This is a genomic window from Pseudomonas sp. B13(2017) (genome assembly GCF_002113245.1).
Classification (GTDB): Bacteria; Pseudomonadota; Gammaproteobacteria; order Pseudomonadales; family Pseudomonadaceae; genus Aquipseudomonas; species Aquipseudomonas putida_Z.
The window spans coordinates 1-16,467 of sequence record NZ_NEJX01000007.1 but is presented as its reverse complement, the minus strand read 5'-3'; the positions used below and the strand labels follow the sequence as shown (position 1 = coordinate 16,467).

The 16,467-nt window shown below is 64.2% G+C and carries 17 protein-coding genes; 10 read left to right on the top strand and 7 right to left on the bottom strand.

The genetic code is table 11. The features are described 5' to 3' along the window. Positions 1-26: 26 nt before the first annotated feature. Genes CAG44_RS11445 through CAG44_RS11435 form a run of 3 tightly spaced genes read left to right on the top strand, consistent with a single transcriptional unit; the run spans position 27 to position 2,397 of the window. Positions 27-608 (top strand): YceI family protein, encoded by a 582-nt coding sequence (locus tag CAG44_RS11445; RefSeq protein ID WP_025340510.1) that lies wholly within the window; start codon positions 27-29, stop codon positions 606-608. Position 609: 1 nt separating this feature from the next. Beyond that, complete coding sequence (locus CAG44_RS11440) at positions 610-1,767, top strand: phosphatidylserine/phosphatidylglycerophosphate/cardiolipin synthase family protein (protein ID WP_085692163.1); 1,158 nt, start codon at positions 610-612, stop codon at positions 1,765-1,767. A gap of 51 nt (positions 1,768-1,818) precedes the next feature. Next, entirely contained in the window at positions 1,819-2,397 is a 579-nt protein-coding gene (locus tag CAG44_RS11435) for a DJ-1/PfpI family protein (RefSeq protein WP_085592073.1), read from the top strand. Positions 2,398-2,520: 123 nt separating this feature from the next. Here the strand turns inward: CAG44_RS11435 and CAG44_RS11425 are convergent, their stop codons facing one another. After that, positions 2,521-2,919 carry a nuclear transport factor 2 family protein gene (locus tag CAG44_RS11425; RefSeq protein WP_015271666.1) on the bottom strand — a complete coding sequence of 133 codons (399 nt, stop codon included), beginning with the start codon at positions 2,917-2,919 and terminating at the stop codon, positions 2,521-2,523. A gap of 115 nt (positions 2,920-3,034) precedes the next feature. On the opposite strand from CAG44_RS11425, the gene CAG44_RS11420 reads away from it, so the two are divergent. Beyond that, entirely contained in the window at positions 3,035-3,625 is a 591-nt protein-coding gene (locus CAG44_RS11420; protein WP_013974061.1) for a GNAT family N-acetyltransferase, read from the top strand. Further along, entirely contained in the window at positions 3,622-4,494 is an 873-nt protein-coding gene (locus CAG44_RS11415; protein WP_085592071.1) for a carbon-nitrogen hydrolase family protein, read from the top strand. The genes CAG44_RS11420 and CAG44_RS11415 overlap by 4 nt, the downstream gene beginning before the upstream one ends. Positions 4,495-4,615: 121 nt before the next feature. Here CAG44_RS11415 and CAG44_RS11410 read toward each other — a convergent pair whose 3' ends face one another. Continuing rightward, a complete protein-coding gene (locus CAG44_RS11410) occupies positions 4,616-6,139 on the bottom strand; it encodes a fumarate hydratase (protein ID WP_025340505.1) in 1,524 nt (507 codons plus the stop codon). Between the two features lie 374 nt (positions 6,140-6,513). Between CAG44_RS11410 and CAG44_RS11405 the strand changes: the two genes are divergently transcribed. After that, complete coding sequence (locus CAG44_RS11405) at positions 6,514-7,434, top strand: iron-sulfur-binding ferredoxin reductase (protein ID WP_085592068.1); 921 nt, start codon at positions 6,514-6,516, stop codon at positions 7,432-7,434. 138 nt (positions 7,435-7,572) lie between these two features. Here the strand turns inward: CAG44_RS11405 and pyk are convergent, their stop codons facing one another. Continuing rightward, entirely contained in the window at positions 7,573-9,027 is a 1,455-nt protein-coding gene (pyk, locus tag CAG44_RS11400; RefSeq protein WP_013974057.1) for a pyruvate kinase, read from the bottom strand. A gap of 179 nt (positions 9,028-9,206) precedes the next feature. On the opposite strand from pyk, the gene CAG44_RS11395 reads away from it, so the two are divergent. The 3 genes from CAG44_RS11395 to sbcB all read left to right on the top strand — a co-directional run bounded on the left by CAG44_RS11395 (position 9,207) and on the right by sbcB (position 11,585). Beyond that, positions 9,207-9,593, top strand: coding sequence for a hypothetical protein (locus tag CAG44_RS11395; RefSeq protein WP_084785259.1), 387 nt, complete (start codon positions 9,207-9,209; stop codon positions 9,591-9,593). A 123-nt stretch (positions 9,594-9,716) separates the two neighbouring features. Further along, positions 9,717-10,076: a PilZ domain-containing protein gene (locus CAG44_RS11390; protein ID WP_025340502.1), complete on the top strand. Its 360-nt coding sequence runs from the start codon at positions 9,717-9,719 to the stop codon at positions 10,074-10,076. Between the two features lie 75 nt (positions 10,077-10,151). Continuing rightward, positions 10,152-11,585 carry an exodeoxyribonuclease I gene (sbcB, locus tag CAG44_RS11385; RefSeq protein WP_085592066.1) on the top strand — a complete coding sequence of 478 codons (1,434 nt, stop codon included), beginning with the start codon at positions 10,152-10,154 and terminating at the stop codon, positions 11,583-11,585. 85 nt (positions 11,586-11,670) lie between these two features. Here the strand turns inward: sbcB and mvaT are convergent, their stop codons facing one another. Further along, entirely contained in the window at positions 11,671-12,048 is a 378-nt protein-coding gene (gene mvaT, locus CAG44_RS11380) for a histone-like nucleoid-structuring protein MvaT (protein WP_003259590.1), read from the bottom strand. A gap of 284 nt (positions 12,049-12,332) precedes the next feature. Between mvaT and purU the strand changes: the two genes are divergently transcribed. Further along, complete coding sequence (gene purU / locus CAG44_RS11375) at positions 12,333-13,184, top strand: formyltetrahydrofolate deformylase (RefSeq protein ID WP_023662871.1); 852 nt, start codon at positions 12,333-12,335, stop codon at positions 13,182-13,184. 285 nt (positions 13,185-13,469) lie between these two features. Here the strand turns inward: purU and CAG44_RS11365 are convergent, their stop codons facing one another. The 3 genes from CAG44_RS11365 to CAG44_RS11355 are packed head-to-tail and all read right to left on the bottom strand — an operon-like array spanning position 13,470 to position 16,337. After that, positions 13,470-14,462: a lysylphosphatidylglycerol synthase transmembrane domain-containing protein gene (locus CAG44_RS11365; RefSeq protein ID WP_085592062.1), complete on the bottom strand. Its 993-nt coding sequence runs from the start codon at positions 14,460-14,462 to the stop codon at positions 13,470-13,472. After that, on the bottom strand, positions 14,459-15,223 hold the full coding sequence (locus CAG44_RS11360; RefSeq protein ID WP_085592060.1) for a DUF2334 domain-containing protein: 765 nt from the start codon (positions 15,221-15,223) through the stop codon (positions 14,459-14,461). Before CAG44_RS11360 ends, CAG44_RS11365 begins: the two co-directional genes overlap by 4 nt. Further along, positions 15,216-16,337 (bottom strand): glycosyltransferase family 1 protein, encoded by a 1,122-nt coding sequence (locus CAG44_RS11355; protein WP_025340498.1) that lies wholly within the window; start codon positions 16,335-16,337, stop codon positions 15,216-15,218. The genes CAG44_RS11360 and CAG44_RS11355 overlap by 8 nt, the downstream gene beginning before the upstream one ends. Positions 16,338-16,467 lie beyond the last annotated feature (130 nt).

Below are 16,467 nucleotides of genomic sequence, written 5' to 3'. Positions count from 1 at the left end.
GGCGGCCTGGTTTCACGAGATCTGTCATGTTCAAGCTGCCCCGCCTGCTGCCCGCCTTGTTGCTGGCTTTTTGCCTGCCCGCCCATGCCAACTGGCACCTCGATGGCGAGTCTTCGCGCCTTTCGTTCATTACCGGCAAGAACGGTAACACCGCCGAAGTGCACCGCTTTCTGGTGCTGCATGGCACGGTCGACCGCAAGGGTGTGGCCGGGTTGAGCATCGAGATGGACTCCGTGAGCAGCGGTATTCCGCTGCGTGATGAACGCATGCGCGAGGACCTGTTCGAGGTCGAGCGCTTTGCCGAAGCCAAGGTGCAGGCGCAACTGGACCTGCGGCCGATCAACGACCTGGCCAATGGTGCCCAGATCGAACTGCGCCTGCCATTGACCGTGACCCTGCATGGCCAGTCGCACAGCTACAACGCCTTGCTGCTGGCCACCCGCCTGGACGAGCGACGCTTCCAGGTGGTGACCCTTGAGCCCCTGGTGCTGCGCGCCGAGGATTTCGGCCTGCTGCCGGGGCTGCAACGCCTGCGCAAGCTCGCCGGGCTCAAGTCCATCAACCCGTCGGTGCCGGTTAGCGCGGTGCTGATCTTCACCGCCCGCTGACATGCCGGGGCCGGTCTTTCCCTGGCGGGATGGCAACCAGTTCGAACTGCTGATCGACGGCCCCGAGTTTTTTCCGCGCATGCTCCTGGCGATCATGCGCGCCGAGTTCCAGGTCGACCTGGAGCTGTACCTGGTCGAGGCCGGTGACTGCGCAGATGCGGTGGTCGAAGCGCTGGAGCAGGCTGCCCGACGTGGCGTGCGGGTGCGCTGCCTGTTCGACGACTATGGCTCGTTGGCTTTCAACAGCCAGTTGCGTCAGCGCCTGCTGGACGCAGGTGTGTACCTGCGCTGGTACAACCGCCTGCGCTGGAAGCGTGGCCTGCGCAACCTGTACCGCGATCACCGCAAGTTGCTGCTGGTGGACGAGCGCTGGGCAGTGGTGGGCGGCACGGGCGTCACCGACGAGTTCTGGACACCGGGCGAGGCGACCAGTGAATGGCACGAGGTGATGGTGCAGCTGCAGGGGCCGGTGGTAAGCGACTGGCAGTTGCTGTTCGACCGCCAGTGGCACGCCAACAACCGTCGCACCGCCTGGCGCCCCGCCGAGGGCTTTGGCCTGCCGCGCCTGCCCAAGGTGCCTGCGCAGGGGCAGGGCATGGGCCGGGTGGCCTATGCCGACGCCCGCCAGCACCAGGACATCCTGCATTCGCTGGTGCGGGCGATCAACAGTGGCAAGCAGCGAGTTTGGCTGGCCACGCCTTACTTCCTGCCGACCTGGAGCGTGCGCCGGTCGCTGCGCCGGGCTGCCGGCAAGGGGGTCGATGTGCGGCTGCTGCTGACCGGGCCGCGCACCGATCACCCCTCGGTACGTTACGCCGGCCACCGCTATTACCCACGTCTGCTGCGCGCCGGGGTGCGCATCTATGAGTACCAGCCGTGTTTCCTGCACCTGAAGATGGTGCTGATCGACGACTGGGTCAGTATCGGCTCATGCAACTTCGATCACTGGAACCTGCGCTTCAACCTCGAGGCCAATATCGAGGCACTCGACCCGCCGCTGACGGCTGCCGTGCAGGCCAGTTTCGAGCGTGATTTCGCCTTGAGCGAGGTGGTCGACCTGGGCCACTGGAATGCCCGGCCGCTGTGGCGCCGGGTGAAGCAGCGGTTGTGGGGGTGGCTGGACCGGTTGGTGGTCAACTTGCTCGACCGTCGCGACTGAGACCGGCTATCGTGCAGTGACTGTCTCAAGGCAATCGAAGGAGTGGGTGCGATGACGGCGAAGAAAATTCTCATGTTGGTCGGCGACTACGTCGAAGATTACGAAGTCATGGTGCCGTTCCAGGCGCTGAGCATGGTCGGGCACACGGTGCATGCGGTATGCCCGGAAAAGGTCGCGGGGCAGACTGTGCGTACCGCGATTCATGATTTCGAGGGCGAACAGACCTACAGCGAAAAGCCGGGGCACAACTTTGCCCTGAACTACGATTTCGTGCGGGTGCGTGCCGAGGGTTACGACGCGTTGCTGATCCCGGGTGGACGTGCACCGGAGTACCTGCGCCTGGATGAGCGGGTGCTGGAGCTGGTGCGGGCGTTCGACCAGGCCGGCAAGCCGATCGCGGCGGTATGCCATGGTGCCCAGTTGCTGGCGGCGGCCGGCGTGCTGGAAGGGCGCGAATGCAGTGCGTACCCGGCGTGCGCCCCGGAAGTGCGCTTGGCGGGCGGGACATTCATCGATATCGCGGTGGACCAGGCGCATGTGGAGGGCAACCTGGTGACGGCACCGGCATGGCCGGCGCATCCGGCGTGGTTGGCGGCATTCCTCAAGGTGCTTGGTACCCGTATTGCCTGACAGGGCCTCTTCGCGGGCATGCCCGCTCCCACAGGTTTAGCGAAGGTTTCAAGACCTGTGGAGTACTTGTGGGAGCTGGCTTGCCGGCGATGAGGCCAGTACAGGCAGCCCAGTCAACCAGGCTTAACCCACCTGCTCGACCCAGTCATTGAGGTTGTAGTAGTTGGTCACCCGGGCAATCTTCCCGCAATGGATATAGAAGAACGCCCCCGCCGGCAGTACATAGGTCTGCCCGTTGGCCGCCGGCAACCCTTCGTCATCGGCCAGATATTCCCCATGCACGGTGAACTCCGCCGCCGCGCGGCTGCCGTCGGCGTTCTGCATCACCACGATATCGGCCAGGCGCTCGCGGTAGCAGCGGTTCATCTTGTCCATGAACGCTGCAAACCGGGCCTTGCCCATCTGCCGCTCGCCCTGGTTGATGTCGTGGATCACATCCTCGCTGAGCAGGGCGAGAAAGGCCGGCATGTCGCCCGCATTGAAGGCGGCGTAGTAAGCATTTACCAGTTCGGTAGCGGTCATGGAACAATACCTGTCGTGGAGGGAAAAGGCGGGTCGTTGCTCCGGATGATAGGGTTTCCCCTCAAGCCCGGCTTAGCCGAGCGCGTCATCCACATCGACAAAACGACCGCCAAGCATGGAAATACGCCTGTTGCACGGCGCCGCTATCGCGCCTTACATCGATGACCTCGCTCGCCTGCGCCTTACCGTGTTCCGCGAGTTTCCCTACCTTTACGACGGCACCCCGGAGTACGAGGCCGACTACCTGGCCACCTATGCCCGCTCCGGGCGCAGCCTGGTGGTGCTGGCACTGGACGACGGCAAGGTCGTTGGCGCCTCCACCGGCCTGCCGCTGGTGGATGTCGCCCCCGAGTTCCAGCAGCCGTTCCTGGCCCAGGGGCGCGACCCGGCCAGCGTGTACTACTTTGGTGAATCGGTGGTACTGCCCGAGTACCGTGGCCAGGGCCTGGGGGTGCGCTTTTTCATCGAGCGCGAGTCCTACGCCCACAAGCTGGCCGAGTTCGACTACTGCGCGTTCTGTGCGGTCGAGCGGCCAGGCGTGCATCCACGGCGGCCAGCGGACTACAAGCCATTGCATGGCTTCTGGCGAAACCGCGGCTTCCTGCACGACCCGTCGCTGCGCACCAGCTACGCCTGGCGCGACTTGGACGAGCAGGAAAGCTCCGACAAGCTGATGTCGTTCTGGCTCAAGGAACTGCCGATATGATCCGCCTGGCGGCCTGCCAGTACGCCATCGAGCTGCATGAAACCTGGGAGGCCTACGCCGACCACCTGCAAGGCCTGTGTGCCGAAGCGGTGGAGGCGGGGGCCCGCCTGCTGCTGTTGCCGGAGTACGCCGGGCTGGTGCTCAGCGGGCAGCTGAGTGCCGAGCAGCGGGGTGACCTGAAGGCCTCCATCGCCGGTATCCAGCCGCTGATCGAGCCCTGGAAGGCACTGTGCGAAGGCATTGCCAGGCGTTGGGGTATCTACCTTCAACCGGGTAGCGTACCGGTGCTGGACAGCGATGGGCGCTACCGTAACCGTGCCTGGCTGTTCGGCCCCAAGGGCGTGCTGGGTTACCAGGACAAGCTGATGATGACCCGTTTCGAACGGGAGCAATGGGACATCGCGGCGGGCCAGGGGTTGCAGGTGTTCGACACCGAACTGGGGCGCCTGGGCATCCTGATCTGCTACGACAACGAATTCCCGATGCTGGCGCGGCGCCTGGCCGAGGGTGGTGCCGACCTGATCCTCGCCCCGAGCTGTACCGACACCGAGGCGGGTTACCACCGGGTGCGTATCGGTGCCCAGGCGCGGGCGCTGGAGAACCAGATTGCGGTGTTGCAGAGCCCTACGGTCGGGCTGGCGCCCTGGTCGCCGGCGCTGGACGAGAATATCGGCCGGGCAGGACTGTTCGTGCCGCCGGATCATGGGATGCCGGGGGATGGGGTGGTGGCCTTGAGTGAAGAATCGAGCCCTGCCACTAGTCAGTGGCTGGTCTGTGAGGTGGACCTTGAGGAAGTACGGCGGGTGAGGCGGGAAGGGCAGGTGTTTACCCGCAGGGATTGGCCGGAGCAGTTTGACAGAGTCCTGTGAAAACAGCGGCGGCCTCTTCGCGGGCTTGCCCGCTCCCACAGGTAACGCGTAGCCCTCGGGCTTGCGCTGTACCTGTGGGAGCGGGCAAGCCCGCGAAGAGGCCGCCGCCGTTACATCAGGCTTACTTCACTTCGACTGCCAGGCTCTGGGCAATCTTGCTCTGCCACAGGGCAGGGCCAGTGATGTGTACCGACTCACCGTTGCTGTCCACGGCGACGGTCACCGGCATGTCCTTGACCTCGAACTCGTAGATCGCTTCCATGCCCAGCTCGGCGAAGGCCAGGACCTTCGACTTGCGGATGGCCTGGGCCACCAGGTAGGCAGCGCCGCCGACGGCCATCAGGTACACGGCCTTGTTGTCCTTGATCGCTTCGATGGCGGCAGGGCCGCGCTCGGACTTGCCGATCATGCCCAGCAGGCCGGTCTGCTCGAGGATCTGGCGGGTGAACTTGTCCATGCGGGTGGCGGTGGTCGGGCCGGCTGGGCCTACCACTTCGTCACCGACCGGGTCGACCGGGCCAACGTAGTAGATGAAGCGGCCTTTCAGGTCCACCGGCAGCTCTTCGCCACGGTTGAGCATTTCGACCATGCGCTTGTGCGCGGCATCGCGGCCGGTCAGCATCTTGCCGTTGAGCAGGATGGTTTCGCCCGGCTTCCAGCTGGCGACCTCTTCCGGGGTGATGGCGTCGAGGTTGACGCGACGGGCGCTCGGGCCGGCTTCCCAGACGATTTCCGGGTAGGCGTCCAGTGACGGCGCTTCCAGCTCGGCCGGGCCGGAGCCATCGAGCACGAAGTGGGCGTGGCGGGTGGCGGCGCAGTTGGGGATCATGCACACCGGCAGCGAAGCGGCGTGAGTCGGGTAGTCCATGATCTTGACGTCGAGCACGGTGGTCAGGCCACCCAGGCCCTGGGCGCCAATGCCCAGCTGGTTGACCTTCTCGAACAGCTCCAGGCGGATTTCTTCCAGGCGGTTCTGCGGGCCACGGGCTTTCAGTTCGTGGATGTCGATGGACTCCATCAACACTTCCTTGGCCATCACGGCGGCCTTCTCGGCGGTACCGCCGATGCCAATGCCGAGCATGCCAGGCGGGCACCAGCCAGCGCCCATGGTCGGGACGGTCTTCAGTACCCAGTCGACGATCGAGTCGGACGGGTTGAGCATGGCCATCTTCGACTTGTTCTCCGAGCCGCCGCCCTTGGCTGCGACATCGACCTCGACCTTGTCGCCGGGGACGATGGAGTAGTGGATCACTGCCGGGGTGTTGTCCTTGGTGTTCTTGCGGGCACCGGCCGGGTCGGCCAGGATCGAAGCGCGCAGGACGTTTTCAGGCAGGTTGTAGGCGCGACGCACACCTTCGTTGATCATGTCGTCGACGCTCAGGGTGGCGCCGTCCCAGCGCACGTCCATGCCCACGCGCACGAACACGGTGACGATACCGGTGTCCTGGCAGATCGGGCGGTGGCCGGTGGCGCACATGCGCGAGTTGATCAGGATCTGGGCGATGGAATCGCGCGCAGCAGGCGACTCTTCACGCAGATAGGCCTCGTGCATGGCCTGGATGAAATCGACGGGGTGGTAGTACGAAATGAATTGCAGGGCGTCGGCGACGCTCTGAATCAGGTCGTCTTGCTTGATCACGGTCATGCAGCGCGCTCCTCTTAAAGACGGGAACATTCATTACGGCGCTCGACGGTGCCGACCAGCGTGTCGAAGCGCCTTGCAAGGCGCCGGCAGGTCAGGCCGACGGAAAAAGGCGCGGCAGTATAGCGCGCATCCGTGCCGGGCACACCTGCGGCCGGTCTGGACCATGGTCGGCAGGTGGCAGGCATTGTTCTTGCTGACTTGTTGTAGAGATAGGATGCTTGGAGGGGGCTGCCCTGCAGCCCCTTCGCCGGCAAGCCAGCTCCCACAGGATTGCACCAGGCCTGAAGCCTGCACATTAACTGTGGGAGCTGGCTTGCCGGCGAAGGGCCGCAAAGCGGCCCCAGAAACTCAAGAGCTGGAAGAGATAGCTGAAAATGCCCGAACTTTGCGTGGGCGAGCGCCGCTGGGCGGTGCCGACCGGCAGCAACCTGCTCGATGCCTTGAACGAGGCCGGGCTGAACGTGCCCTACAGTTGCCGCGCCGGCAGTTGCCATGCCTGCCTGGTGCACTGCCTGGGCGGGCAACCGCTGGATGCCATGCCCGAGGCCCTGGCGCAGGACAAGCATGCCCAGGGCTGGCGCCTGGCCTGCCAGTGCCGGGTAGTCGAGGACCTGCGCGTGGCGCTGTTCGACCCGCAGCAGGATGGCGTGCCTGCGCAGGTCTGTGCCCTGGACTGGTTCGGCGATGTGCTGCGCGTGCGGCTGCGGCCCGAACGGGCAATGCGTTACCAGGCGGGGCAGCATGTGGTGCTGTGGAATGGCGCGGTGGCGCGGCCTTACTCCTTGGCCAGCCTGCCGGGCGAAGATGATTTTCTCGAGTTTCATATCGACTGCCAGCGCCCCGGCGCCTTTTGTGACAAGGCCCGTGGCTTGCAGCTGGGTGATGTGCTGCGCCTGGGCGAGCTAAGGGGTGGGGCCTTGCATTACGACCCGGACTGGCAGCAGCGGCCGCTGTGGTTGCTGGCGGCGGGGACCGGGCTGGCGCCGTTGTGGGGCATCTTGCGCGAGGCTCTGCGGCAGGGGCACCAAGGGGAAATCAGGGTCATGCATGTGGCGCGCGAGGGCGTTGGGCATTATCTGGCCGAGCCGTTGCGGGAGATGGCGGATGTGAATGTCGAGTTGGTACTGGCAGAGCAACTGGATGAAGCGTTGGCCGGGTTGCGGCCATCATCGCGGCAGACGGTGGCGCTGGTGTGCGGGGCGCCGGGGAGTGTCGAGCGGTTTGCCCGGCGGCTGTTCATTGCCGGGGTGCCGCGGGGGCAGGTGTTTGCCGATGTGTTTGTCGAGCATGCCTGAGGCATTTGTGTAGCCTGGGCTGGCCTCATCGCCGGCAAGCCAGCTCCCACAGGATTGCATCAGACCTGGGCCTGCGCGGTACCTGTGGGAGCTGGCTTGCCGGCGATTGGGCCGCAGAGCGGCCCCCTCTGAAGCAGATCAACCGACCAGCGGATCACCGACATGCAGGATCTTCATGCCATTGGTGCCACCGATGGTGTGGTAGCTGTCACCCTTGGTCAGGATTACCCAGTCACCTTGCTCCACCAGGCCACGCTTGAGCAGTTCGTCGACCGCTGCCTGGCTCACCTTGTCGGCCGGCAGCGAGGCCGGGTCGAAGGCGATCGGGTACACGCCGCGGAACATGTTGGCACGGGCCTGGGTAGCGCGGTGCGGCGACAGGGCGAAGATCGGCACGTGCGAACGCAGGCGCGACATGATCAACGGGGTGTAGCCACTCTCGGTCAGGGCGATGATCGCCTTCACGCCCGGGAAGTGGTTGGCGGTGTACATGGCCGCCAGCGCGATGCTCTCGTCGCAGCGCTCGAAGGTGGTGTGCAGGCGGTGGCTGGACTTCTGGCTGGTCGGGTGCTTTTCGGCACCCAGGCAGATGCGGGCCATGGCCTGGACGGCTTCGATCGGGTAGGCACCGGCGGCACTCTCGGCCGACAGCATCACCGCGTCGGTGTTGTCCAGCACGGCGTTGGCCACGTCGGACACTTCGGCACGGGTCGGCATCGGGTTCTGGATCATCGACTCCATCATCTGGGTCGCCACGATCACCGCCTTGTTGTTGCGGCGGGCGTGCTGGATGATCTTCTTCTGGATGGCGATCAGCTCGGCGTCGCCGATTTCCACGCCCAGGTCGCCACGGGCGACCATGACGGCGTCGGAGGCGAGGATCAGCTTGTCGAGGGTTTCGTCGTCGGCCACCGCTTCGGCGCGTTCGATCTTGGCCACCAGCCAGGCGCTGCCGCCAGCTTCGTCACGCAGCTTGCGTGCGTATTCCATGTCGCTGGCGTCACGTGGGAAGGACACGGCCAGGTAGTCCAGGTCCATTTCCGCGGCCAGCTTGATGTCGGCCTTGTCTTTCTCGGTCAGGGCCGGTGCGGTCAGGCCGCCACCTTTACGGTTGATGCCTTTGTGGTCCGACAGCGGGCCACCGATGATCACCACGCAGTGCAGGGCATCTGCGGTGGCGGTCTCGACGCGCATCACCACGCGGCCATCGTCGAGCAGCAGTTCGTCACCAACGCCGCAGTCCTTGACCAGGTCGGGGTAGTCGATACCGACGATGTCCTGGTTGCCTTCGGTCAGCGGGTGGGCGGTGGAGAAGGTGAACTTGTCACCGATCTTCAATTCGATGCGCTTGTTGGCGAACTTGGCGATGCGGATCTTCGGACCCTGCAGGTCGCCCAGCAGTGCAACATGGCGGCCGTTCTTGGCGGCGATGTCACGGATCAGGCGCGCGCGGGCCTTGTGCTCGTCCGGAGTGCCGTGGGAGAAGTTCAGGCGTGCCACGTCCAGGCCGGCGAGGATCAGCTGTTCGATCACTTCCGGCGAGTTGCTGGCGGGGCCAAGGGTGGCGACGATTTTGGTACGGCGGATGCTCATGCACAGACTCCTATAGTGAAGCGCAGCGAAAGGCTACTCCTGAATCTCGCTGTAGTCATTGTTCCGTTGCACTACCTGCGACCAAGGCAGGGTGGCATTTGAACGGGCAGGGTATCCTTGCAAAAGGGTGTGAAGATTTGCCGGCAAAGGCCGATACACTGGCATCAAAGGAGACCCCCATGCGAGCCCTGATCGTTTTAGCCCTGGCGGCCAGCGCCGTCGGCTGCACCCGCTGGTCCATGGACCACCACCTGAACAATGCCTACCGCGCCTACGACCGTGGTGATTGCGCACGGGTCATGCTCGAGCTGTCGCAGGTCGACCGCACCAGCCGTGCGCGACCGTTCATCCACCCCGAGGTGTCGCTGCTGCGCGGCCAGTGCCTGGAGCGCCAGGCCTTGTACGTGGATGCGGCGCAGACCTACCAGTACCTGATTCAGCAGTACCCGGGCAATGAATACGCCTATCGCGCCCAGGCTCGCCTGCAGACCCTGGAGAAACTCGGCCATTTGCGCGGCGCCGAAGCCGCCGTGGCAAACCCGGTGAGCGCCGCACCTTGGCGTTAACACCAAGGTGTGATTTATTTCACGGGATTTGCCGCGCGTGCTGCGCTAATCTGTAACTCAGCTGTTACAACAACCGCCAGTTCCACGTATTCCTGGCATCGGATACGGACTGCACTTGCGATCATGTTCAACAAGCGCCACATCGAACGCCATCAGCTGCCTTGTGTTCTCAAGGTGTTCAACCGCATTACCGGCCAGGCCATCGGCCAGCTGGGCAACGCCTCCGAAGACGGGCTGATGCTGATAAGCCAGCTACCTGTGCTGGTCGGGCCCGACTACGATCTGCAATTACGCCTGCCGCTGGTTGGTGGCGGGCATCAGTTCGTCAACCTTACCGCCAGCTGCCTGTGGTGCCGTGAAGACCAGACGCCCGGGCACTACGATTCGGGCTTCATGCTGCTGCAGGCGCCCCGCGAGTACGACGAATTCGTCCGCTCGTTGCGCGACTATTTCAGTTTCCGCCCCGCCAACGCCTCTGCCTGAGCCTCGGGCCCAGGCTCGCTGGAGTCGCGCCAGAATCGCGCTAGAATCGGGTCGACCTCGATACAGGACGACCCCGTGACCTCCAGCATTTTCTGGCACGACTACGAAACCACCGGCATCAACCCGCGCTGCGACCGGCCGCTGCAGGTGGCCGGCGTGCGCACCGACTTCGACCTCAACGAAATCGACGAGCCGATCAGCCTTTATTGCCGGCCCTCCGACGATATCCTGCCGCACCCGGCCGCCTGCCTGGTGACCGGCATCACCCCGCAACTGCTGGCCGAGCAGGGCTTGTGCGAAGCCGAGTTCATGACCCGGGTGCACGCACAACTGGCGCACCCTGGTACCTGTGGCGCCGGCTACAACACCCTGCGCTTCGACGACGAAGTGACCCGCTACAGCCTGTACCGCAACTTTTTCGACCCTTATGCCCGAGAGTGGCAGGGTGGCAACAGCCGCTGGGACCTGATCGACATCGTACGCACGGCCTATGCATTGCGCCCGGACGGCATCGAGTGGCCGCAGCAGGACGGGCGCACCAGCCTGCGCCTGGAGCTGCTGAGCAAGGCCAATGGCATCGACCATGGGCATGCCCACGAAGCGCTTTCCGACGTGCGGGCAACCATCGCCCTGGCCCGCCTGATCCGGCAAAAACAGCCCAAGTTGTATGACTGGCTGTTCCAGTTGCGCAGCAAGCATAAAGTGATGGAGCAGATCCGTTTGTTGCAGCCACTGGTGCATATATCCGGACGCTTCTCGGCGGCACGCAATTACCTTGGTGTCGTATTGCCACTGGCCTGGCACCCGCGTAATCGCAATGCACTGATTGTGTGCGACCTGCATCAGGAAACCCTACCGTTACTACGGGAAAGTGCTGAAGTTCTACGCCAGCGTTTGTATACCCGCCATGAAGAACTGGCCGAAGGCGAATTACCCGTGCCGCTCAAATTGGTGCAGATCAATCGCTGCCCGGTACTGGCGCCACTTTCGGTATTGCGCCCGGCTGATCAACAACGGTTGGGTCTGGACTTGACGTTGTTACAATTGCGCGGCGAAGAATTGGCCAAGCAGCAGGCGCAATGGCAAGACAAGCTGGAAAACATCTATGGCAAGGAAGACTTCGCCCCGAGTGAAGACCCGGAACAACAGTTGTATGACGGTTTTCTGGGGGACCGTGACCGCCGCTTATGTGAGCAAGTTCGTGCACTGGAACCGGCGCAGTTGGGCCGTGGGCAGTGGATGTTCGATGACCCGCGCCTGCCTGAACTGTTGTTCCGCTATCGGGCGCGCAACTTCCCCGAGACCCTGACCGGCGAAGAGCGGCAACGCTGGTTCAGCTTCTGCCAGCAGCGCCTGAGCGACCCGCATTGGGGCGCGCCGAATACGCTGGGCGACTTCGAACAGGCGCGGCAGCAGGCCTGGGAGGGCGCCGACGAGGCGGGGCGGCGCGTGCTGGACGCGTGGCAGGTACATGCCCGGCAATTGCAGGCACAGTTTGCAATTGGCTGAGCGCCGACACAAAACGCGGACAAACAAAAACGCCGGCAATATGCCGGCGTTCTTGTTGCGATAAGCAGCAGGCGTGTGCGGACAATCAGTCCAGCAGGGTCGCCCAGCTTTCAACCACATCGCCACCCCACTTGGCTTTCCATTCTTTCAGGGTCTTGTGGTTGCCGCCTTTGGTTTCGATCACTTCATTGTTGTGCGGGTTCTTGTATTGCTTGACCTTGCGTGCACGCTTGGTGGCGGTAGTCTTGACCGCACCACGAGGTGCCTTGCTCAGTTTCGACTCTGGGTCGAGCAGGGCAATCACGTCGCGCAGCGACTTGGAGTACTCGCCCATCAGTGTGCGCAGTTTGCCTTCGAACTCCAGTTCTTTCTTCAGCTTGTCATCCTGCGACAGGTTGGCCAGGCGGGCCTGAAGTTCCTTGATGGCTTCTTCGGTAGCGCGGTACTCGTTGATCAGGGACATGGAGTGTTCCTTAATGCGTGTTCAGAAATGTGTGGGGCAATAATAGACAGGCAATACTCGCAAGTAAACATATTGTTGGGCAATTAACTGTTAACTAAGCTGTGACAACCATTTCTCTACGTGAACAAAAATTTACAATTAACCCTGCATTTCGTCATGTCTGTCAGAGAATGCCGGCAGTGCATCTCGTCAGGAACACAGGCGACGGCCGCTGCGATCAATACTGCGTTTTTCCTGGCGGGCCGCTAGAATGAGCGCCTTTGCGAAGTTCTGGAGTCTCATTCATGCGCACCTATCGTCTGGTGATCGCCTGCCCCGACCGTGTTGGCATCGTGGCGAAAGTCAGTAATTTCCTGGCCTTGTACAATGGCTGGATCAACGAAGCCAGCCACCACTCCGATGAGCAGAGCGGTTGGTTCTTCATGCGCCATGAAATCCGCGCCGAATCGCTGCCATTCGGTATCGAAGCCTTCCGCGAGGCGTTTGCGCCGATCGCCGAAGAGTTCTCCATGACCTGGCGCATTACCGACTCGGCGCAGAAAAAGCGCGTGGTGCTGATGGCCAGCCGCGAGTCGCACTGCCTGGCCGACCTGCTGCACCGCTGGCACACCGATGAACTGGACTGCGAGATCCCTTGCGTGATCTCCAACCACAACGACCTGCGCAGCATGGTCGAGTGGCACGGTATTCCGTTCTTCCATGTACCGGTCGACCCCAAGGACAAGGCCCCGGCCTTTGCCGAAGTGTCGCGCCTGGTGCAGGAGCATGCCGCCGATGTGGTGGTGCTGGCCCGCTACATGCAGATCCTGCCGCCGCAACTGTGCCAGGACTATGCTGAAAAGGTGATCAACATCCACCACAGCTTCCTGCCGTCGTTCGTCGGCGCCAAGCCGTATCACCAGGCCGCCCTGCGTGGTGTGAAGCTGATCGGCGCGACCTGCCACTACGTCACCGAAGAGCTGGACGCCGGCCCGATCATCGAGCAGGACGTGGTGCGTGTCAGCCATGCCGACAGCATCGACGACATGGTCCGCTTTGGCCGTGATGTGGAGAAGATGGTGCTGGCCCGTGGCCTGCGTTATCACCTGGAAGACCGGGTGCTGGTGCATGGCAACAAGACTGTAGTTTTTGATTGATGGCCTTGGGGCTGCTTTGCAGCCCATCGCCGGCAAGCCAGCTCTCACAGGTTTGCACCTGGCTTGAGGTCGATGCGGTCGGTGTGGGAGCTGGCTTGCCGGCGAAAGGGGCGCAAAGCGCCCCCGGCAATCTTGAGGGATATGCAATGGCGAAGACCCGTAACAACCCCACCGCTTCACCCCCACCCACCCTCGGTGAAGGCTGCCTGGCCCGCTACGACCCCGAAGCCCTGGCCGACACCGATGGCACCGATTTCCCCGGCGCCGCCGAACTCTGGCAGCAGCTCAACCCGCCTGACGCCGCCAGCGCTCCAGCAGCGGGCGCGCCAGCAGGCACACAAACACCGGCCCACCCGCCAGCAGATAAAAGTAGTAAGTGACCGCCCGCCATATCAGGATCGCCGCAGCCGCGGTCGAACTGCCCACCAGTGGCGTCAGCAAGCTGGCCGAAGTCAGCTCGGCGGCACCGGCACCGCCAGGCAGCAGGCTGAACTGGCCGGCACTGAGCGAGAGCATCTGCACCAAAAAGCTGGGAATCCACGCCAGGTCTACCCCCAACCCCCTCAATACCAGATACAACACGCTGTAGCGCAGGCCCCAGTGGGCGCAGGTCAGGGTGAACACCAGGGTCAGCGTGCGCTTGGGCAGGCGCCAGGTCTGCGCCAGTGCGTCGATGAAGCGCAGCAGCTTGCGCGCCCAGCGCCACTTGCGCTGGCGGCTCATGCCCAGGCGGCGCAGCAACCTGCCGTTCACGCGCATCACCGTGCGCCGGTAGCGCAGCAGGCCGATCACCCCGGCCAGTGCCGTGCACAGCAGCAACGCGCTGCCCAGCAACATGCTTTCCTGGCTGCGGCCCAGGCTGTGGAACAGTGCATAGCCGGCAATCGCCAGCATCGCGCAGAAAAAGAACACCAGGTCGTTCAGCTGGTCCATGGCAAACACCGCGCCGCTGCGCGCCGGGCCGATCCGGTCGCGTGCCAGCAGGGCCATCAGGGTCAAGGGGCCGCCGCTGCCGCCGGGGGTGGTACAGATGGCGAACTCGGTGGCCATCACCACACCCAGGCTGCGCAGGCGCCCAAGCCTTGCTCCTTGCTGGCCGAGCAACAGGCGCAAGCGGATGGCGTTGATGACCCAGCACAGCAAGATCATGCCCAGCAGGGTCAACATCAGGCTGGGTGCGAAGCGCTGCAGCCTCGGCAGCAACTCGCTGCCACCGAGCAGGGCCGGCACCAGCACGGCACCGAGCAGTGCCAGGGCCAGCCAGGCCAGGCGGTTCATGCGTTGGCCTGGCGGTCGAGCCAGGTGGACTTGGTCAGGGGCTCGCGGCCCTGTGCCAGTAGCGTGTTCAAGGTGTTCAGCCAATAGTCGCGGGAGGCGCGATGGCGCATGTCCACCGGGTGCAGGCCCAGGCGCAGGGTCTGGGCGTCGTGCCAGCGCCGGCATTGCCAGTCGCACAGCACCCGTGACAGGCCGCGACGCCAGGCGCTGCGGGCACTCCAGACCAGCCCCGGGGCCTTGAACGCGGTGAAGTCTGGTAAACGGTACAAGTGCTGTGGCGTGCTGGTGTAGCGCAGCGGCAGGCGGCGCAGTGCCTGGCGGGTGCCTTCGCTCATCAGCCAGGCAGGCGCGACGAAGCCGGCCACCGGCCAGCCCTGCTGGGCGAACAGGGCCAGGCCGTGCTCCAGACGTTGCAGGGCCTGCTGCTGGTCCAGGGCGTAGAACTCGCCTTCGTGGGTATAGATGCGGCGCATGAAGTATTCGCCGGGCGTGCGTGGTGGCGGGCCGTTGTCGGCATGGTAGAAGCCGTGCAGGGCAAGCTCGTCGCCCTGGGCCAGGCGCCGTTCGAGCAAGCGGCAGAAGGTGGGCGAGCGCTGCAGCGGGTTGCGGTGGTGAAAGTCCGGCACCACCAGCCAGGTCATGGGGATGCCGCCGATGGCGTCGACGGCCTGGACGAAGGGTTGATAGTCGGGCCAGGTCTCGGGCGCAACATCGTGCAGCACCAGCATCAGGCTGCGCGCTGGCGGCAGTGGCTCAGCCATGGGCACGGACCTGCGGCTGGTGGCCAAGCACGGCCTGGTAGTGCTGCAGCAGGCCGGCGACCACGTGGTCCCACGAATACTGCTGCTCGGCATGGCGACGGGCCTGAGCCCCGAGCTTGCGCACGCCGGCCTCGAACGCCTCCTGCACGGCCGTCGCCATGGCCTTGCTATCGTTGGGGCGGCACAGGCGCCCGCACTGTTCGTTGACGATTTCGCCGAAAGCACCGGCGCGCACGGCCACCACCGGCGTGGCGCTGGCCATCGCTTCGAGAATGACCAGGCCGAAGGTTTCCTGGTCGCCGGCGTGCACCAGCAGGTCGGCGCTGGCCATCAGCCGGGCGACTTCCGGAGCCGGGCAGAAGTGATCGATCACACTGACGTTCTGCGGCACGTTGGCCGGCATGTTCGAACCCACCAGCAGCAAGTGGTAGGGGTGGCCCAGGTGCTGCATGCACTCGAGCAGCACCGGCAGGTTCTTTTCCCGCGAGCCACGGCCGGCGTAGATCAGCAGGCGACTGGTGTCGGCAATGCCCAGTTCGGCACGCAGCTGCGGGTCGCGCTGGCTGGGGTGGAAGGTGGCCAGGTCGACGCCCAGGCGCTGCACGTGCACATCGCGCACCCCCAGGCGGCGCAACTTGTCGGCCATGACCTGGCTGGGGGCCAGGACCCGGTCGAAATTGCCGTACAGCTTGCTGACATAGGCCTCTACATTGGGGGTGAACCAGTTACCCATGCGGTTGCTGACCAGCAGCGGCAGATCCGAATGGTAGAAGCCGATCACCGGCACATCGAGCTTGCGCCGCGCTTCCAGCGCAGCCCAGGCGGTCAGGTAGGGGTCGCCGACTTCGATCAGGTCGGGCTTGAGCCTGCGCAGCACATTGCACCAGGGGGCCAGGCGCACCGGGAAGCGGTAGCCATTGCCGAACGGCAGCGGCGGTGCGGGCACCTGGTAGATGCCATCGGCGTGTTGGGCACTGGCACCGGGTATCAGCAAGCTGTGGCGGACGCCCTGGATGGCGTCGAGGCGGTGGTGTTTGGCATCAAGATAGGTACGTACGCCGCCACTGGCGGGGGCGTAGAACATGGTGATGTCGGCGATGTGCACGATCAGCATCCCTCCGGGATCGTCTTCGGGTCTGTCATCCGGCGCTAACGGGCCGGCGATGACGCGCCTAAAGGTTGACCTATCAGAAGGATAGTTTGTTCGATCGGGGTTGGGCGGGGCGGGGGGCGGTGTGGGCTTC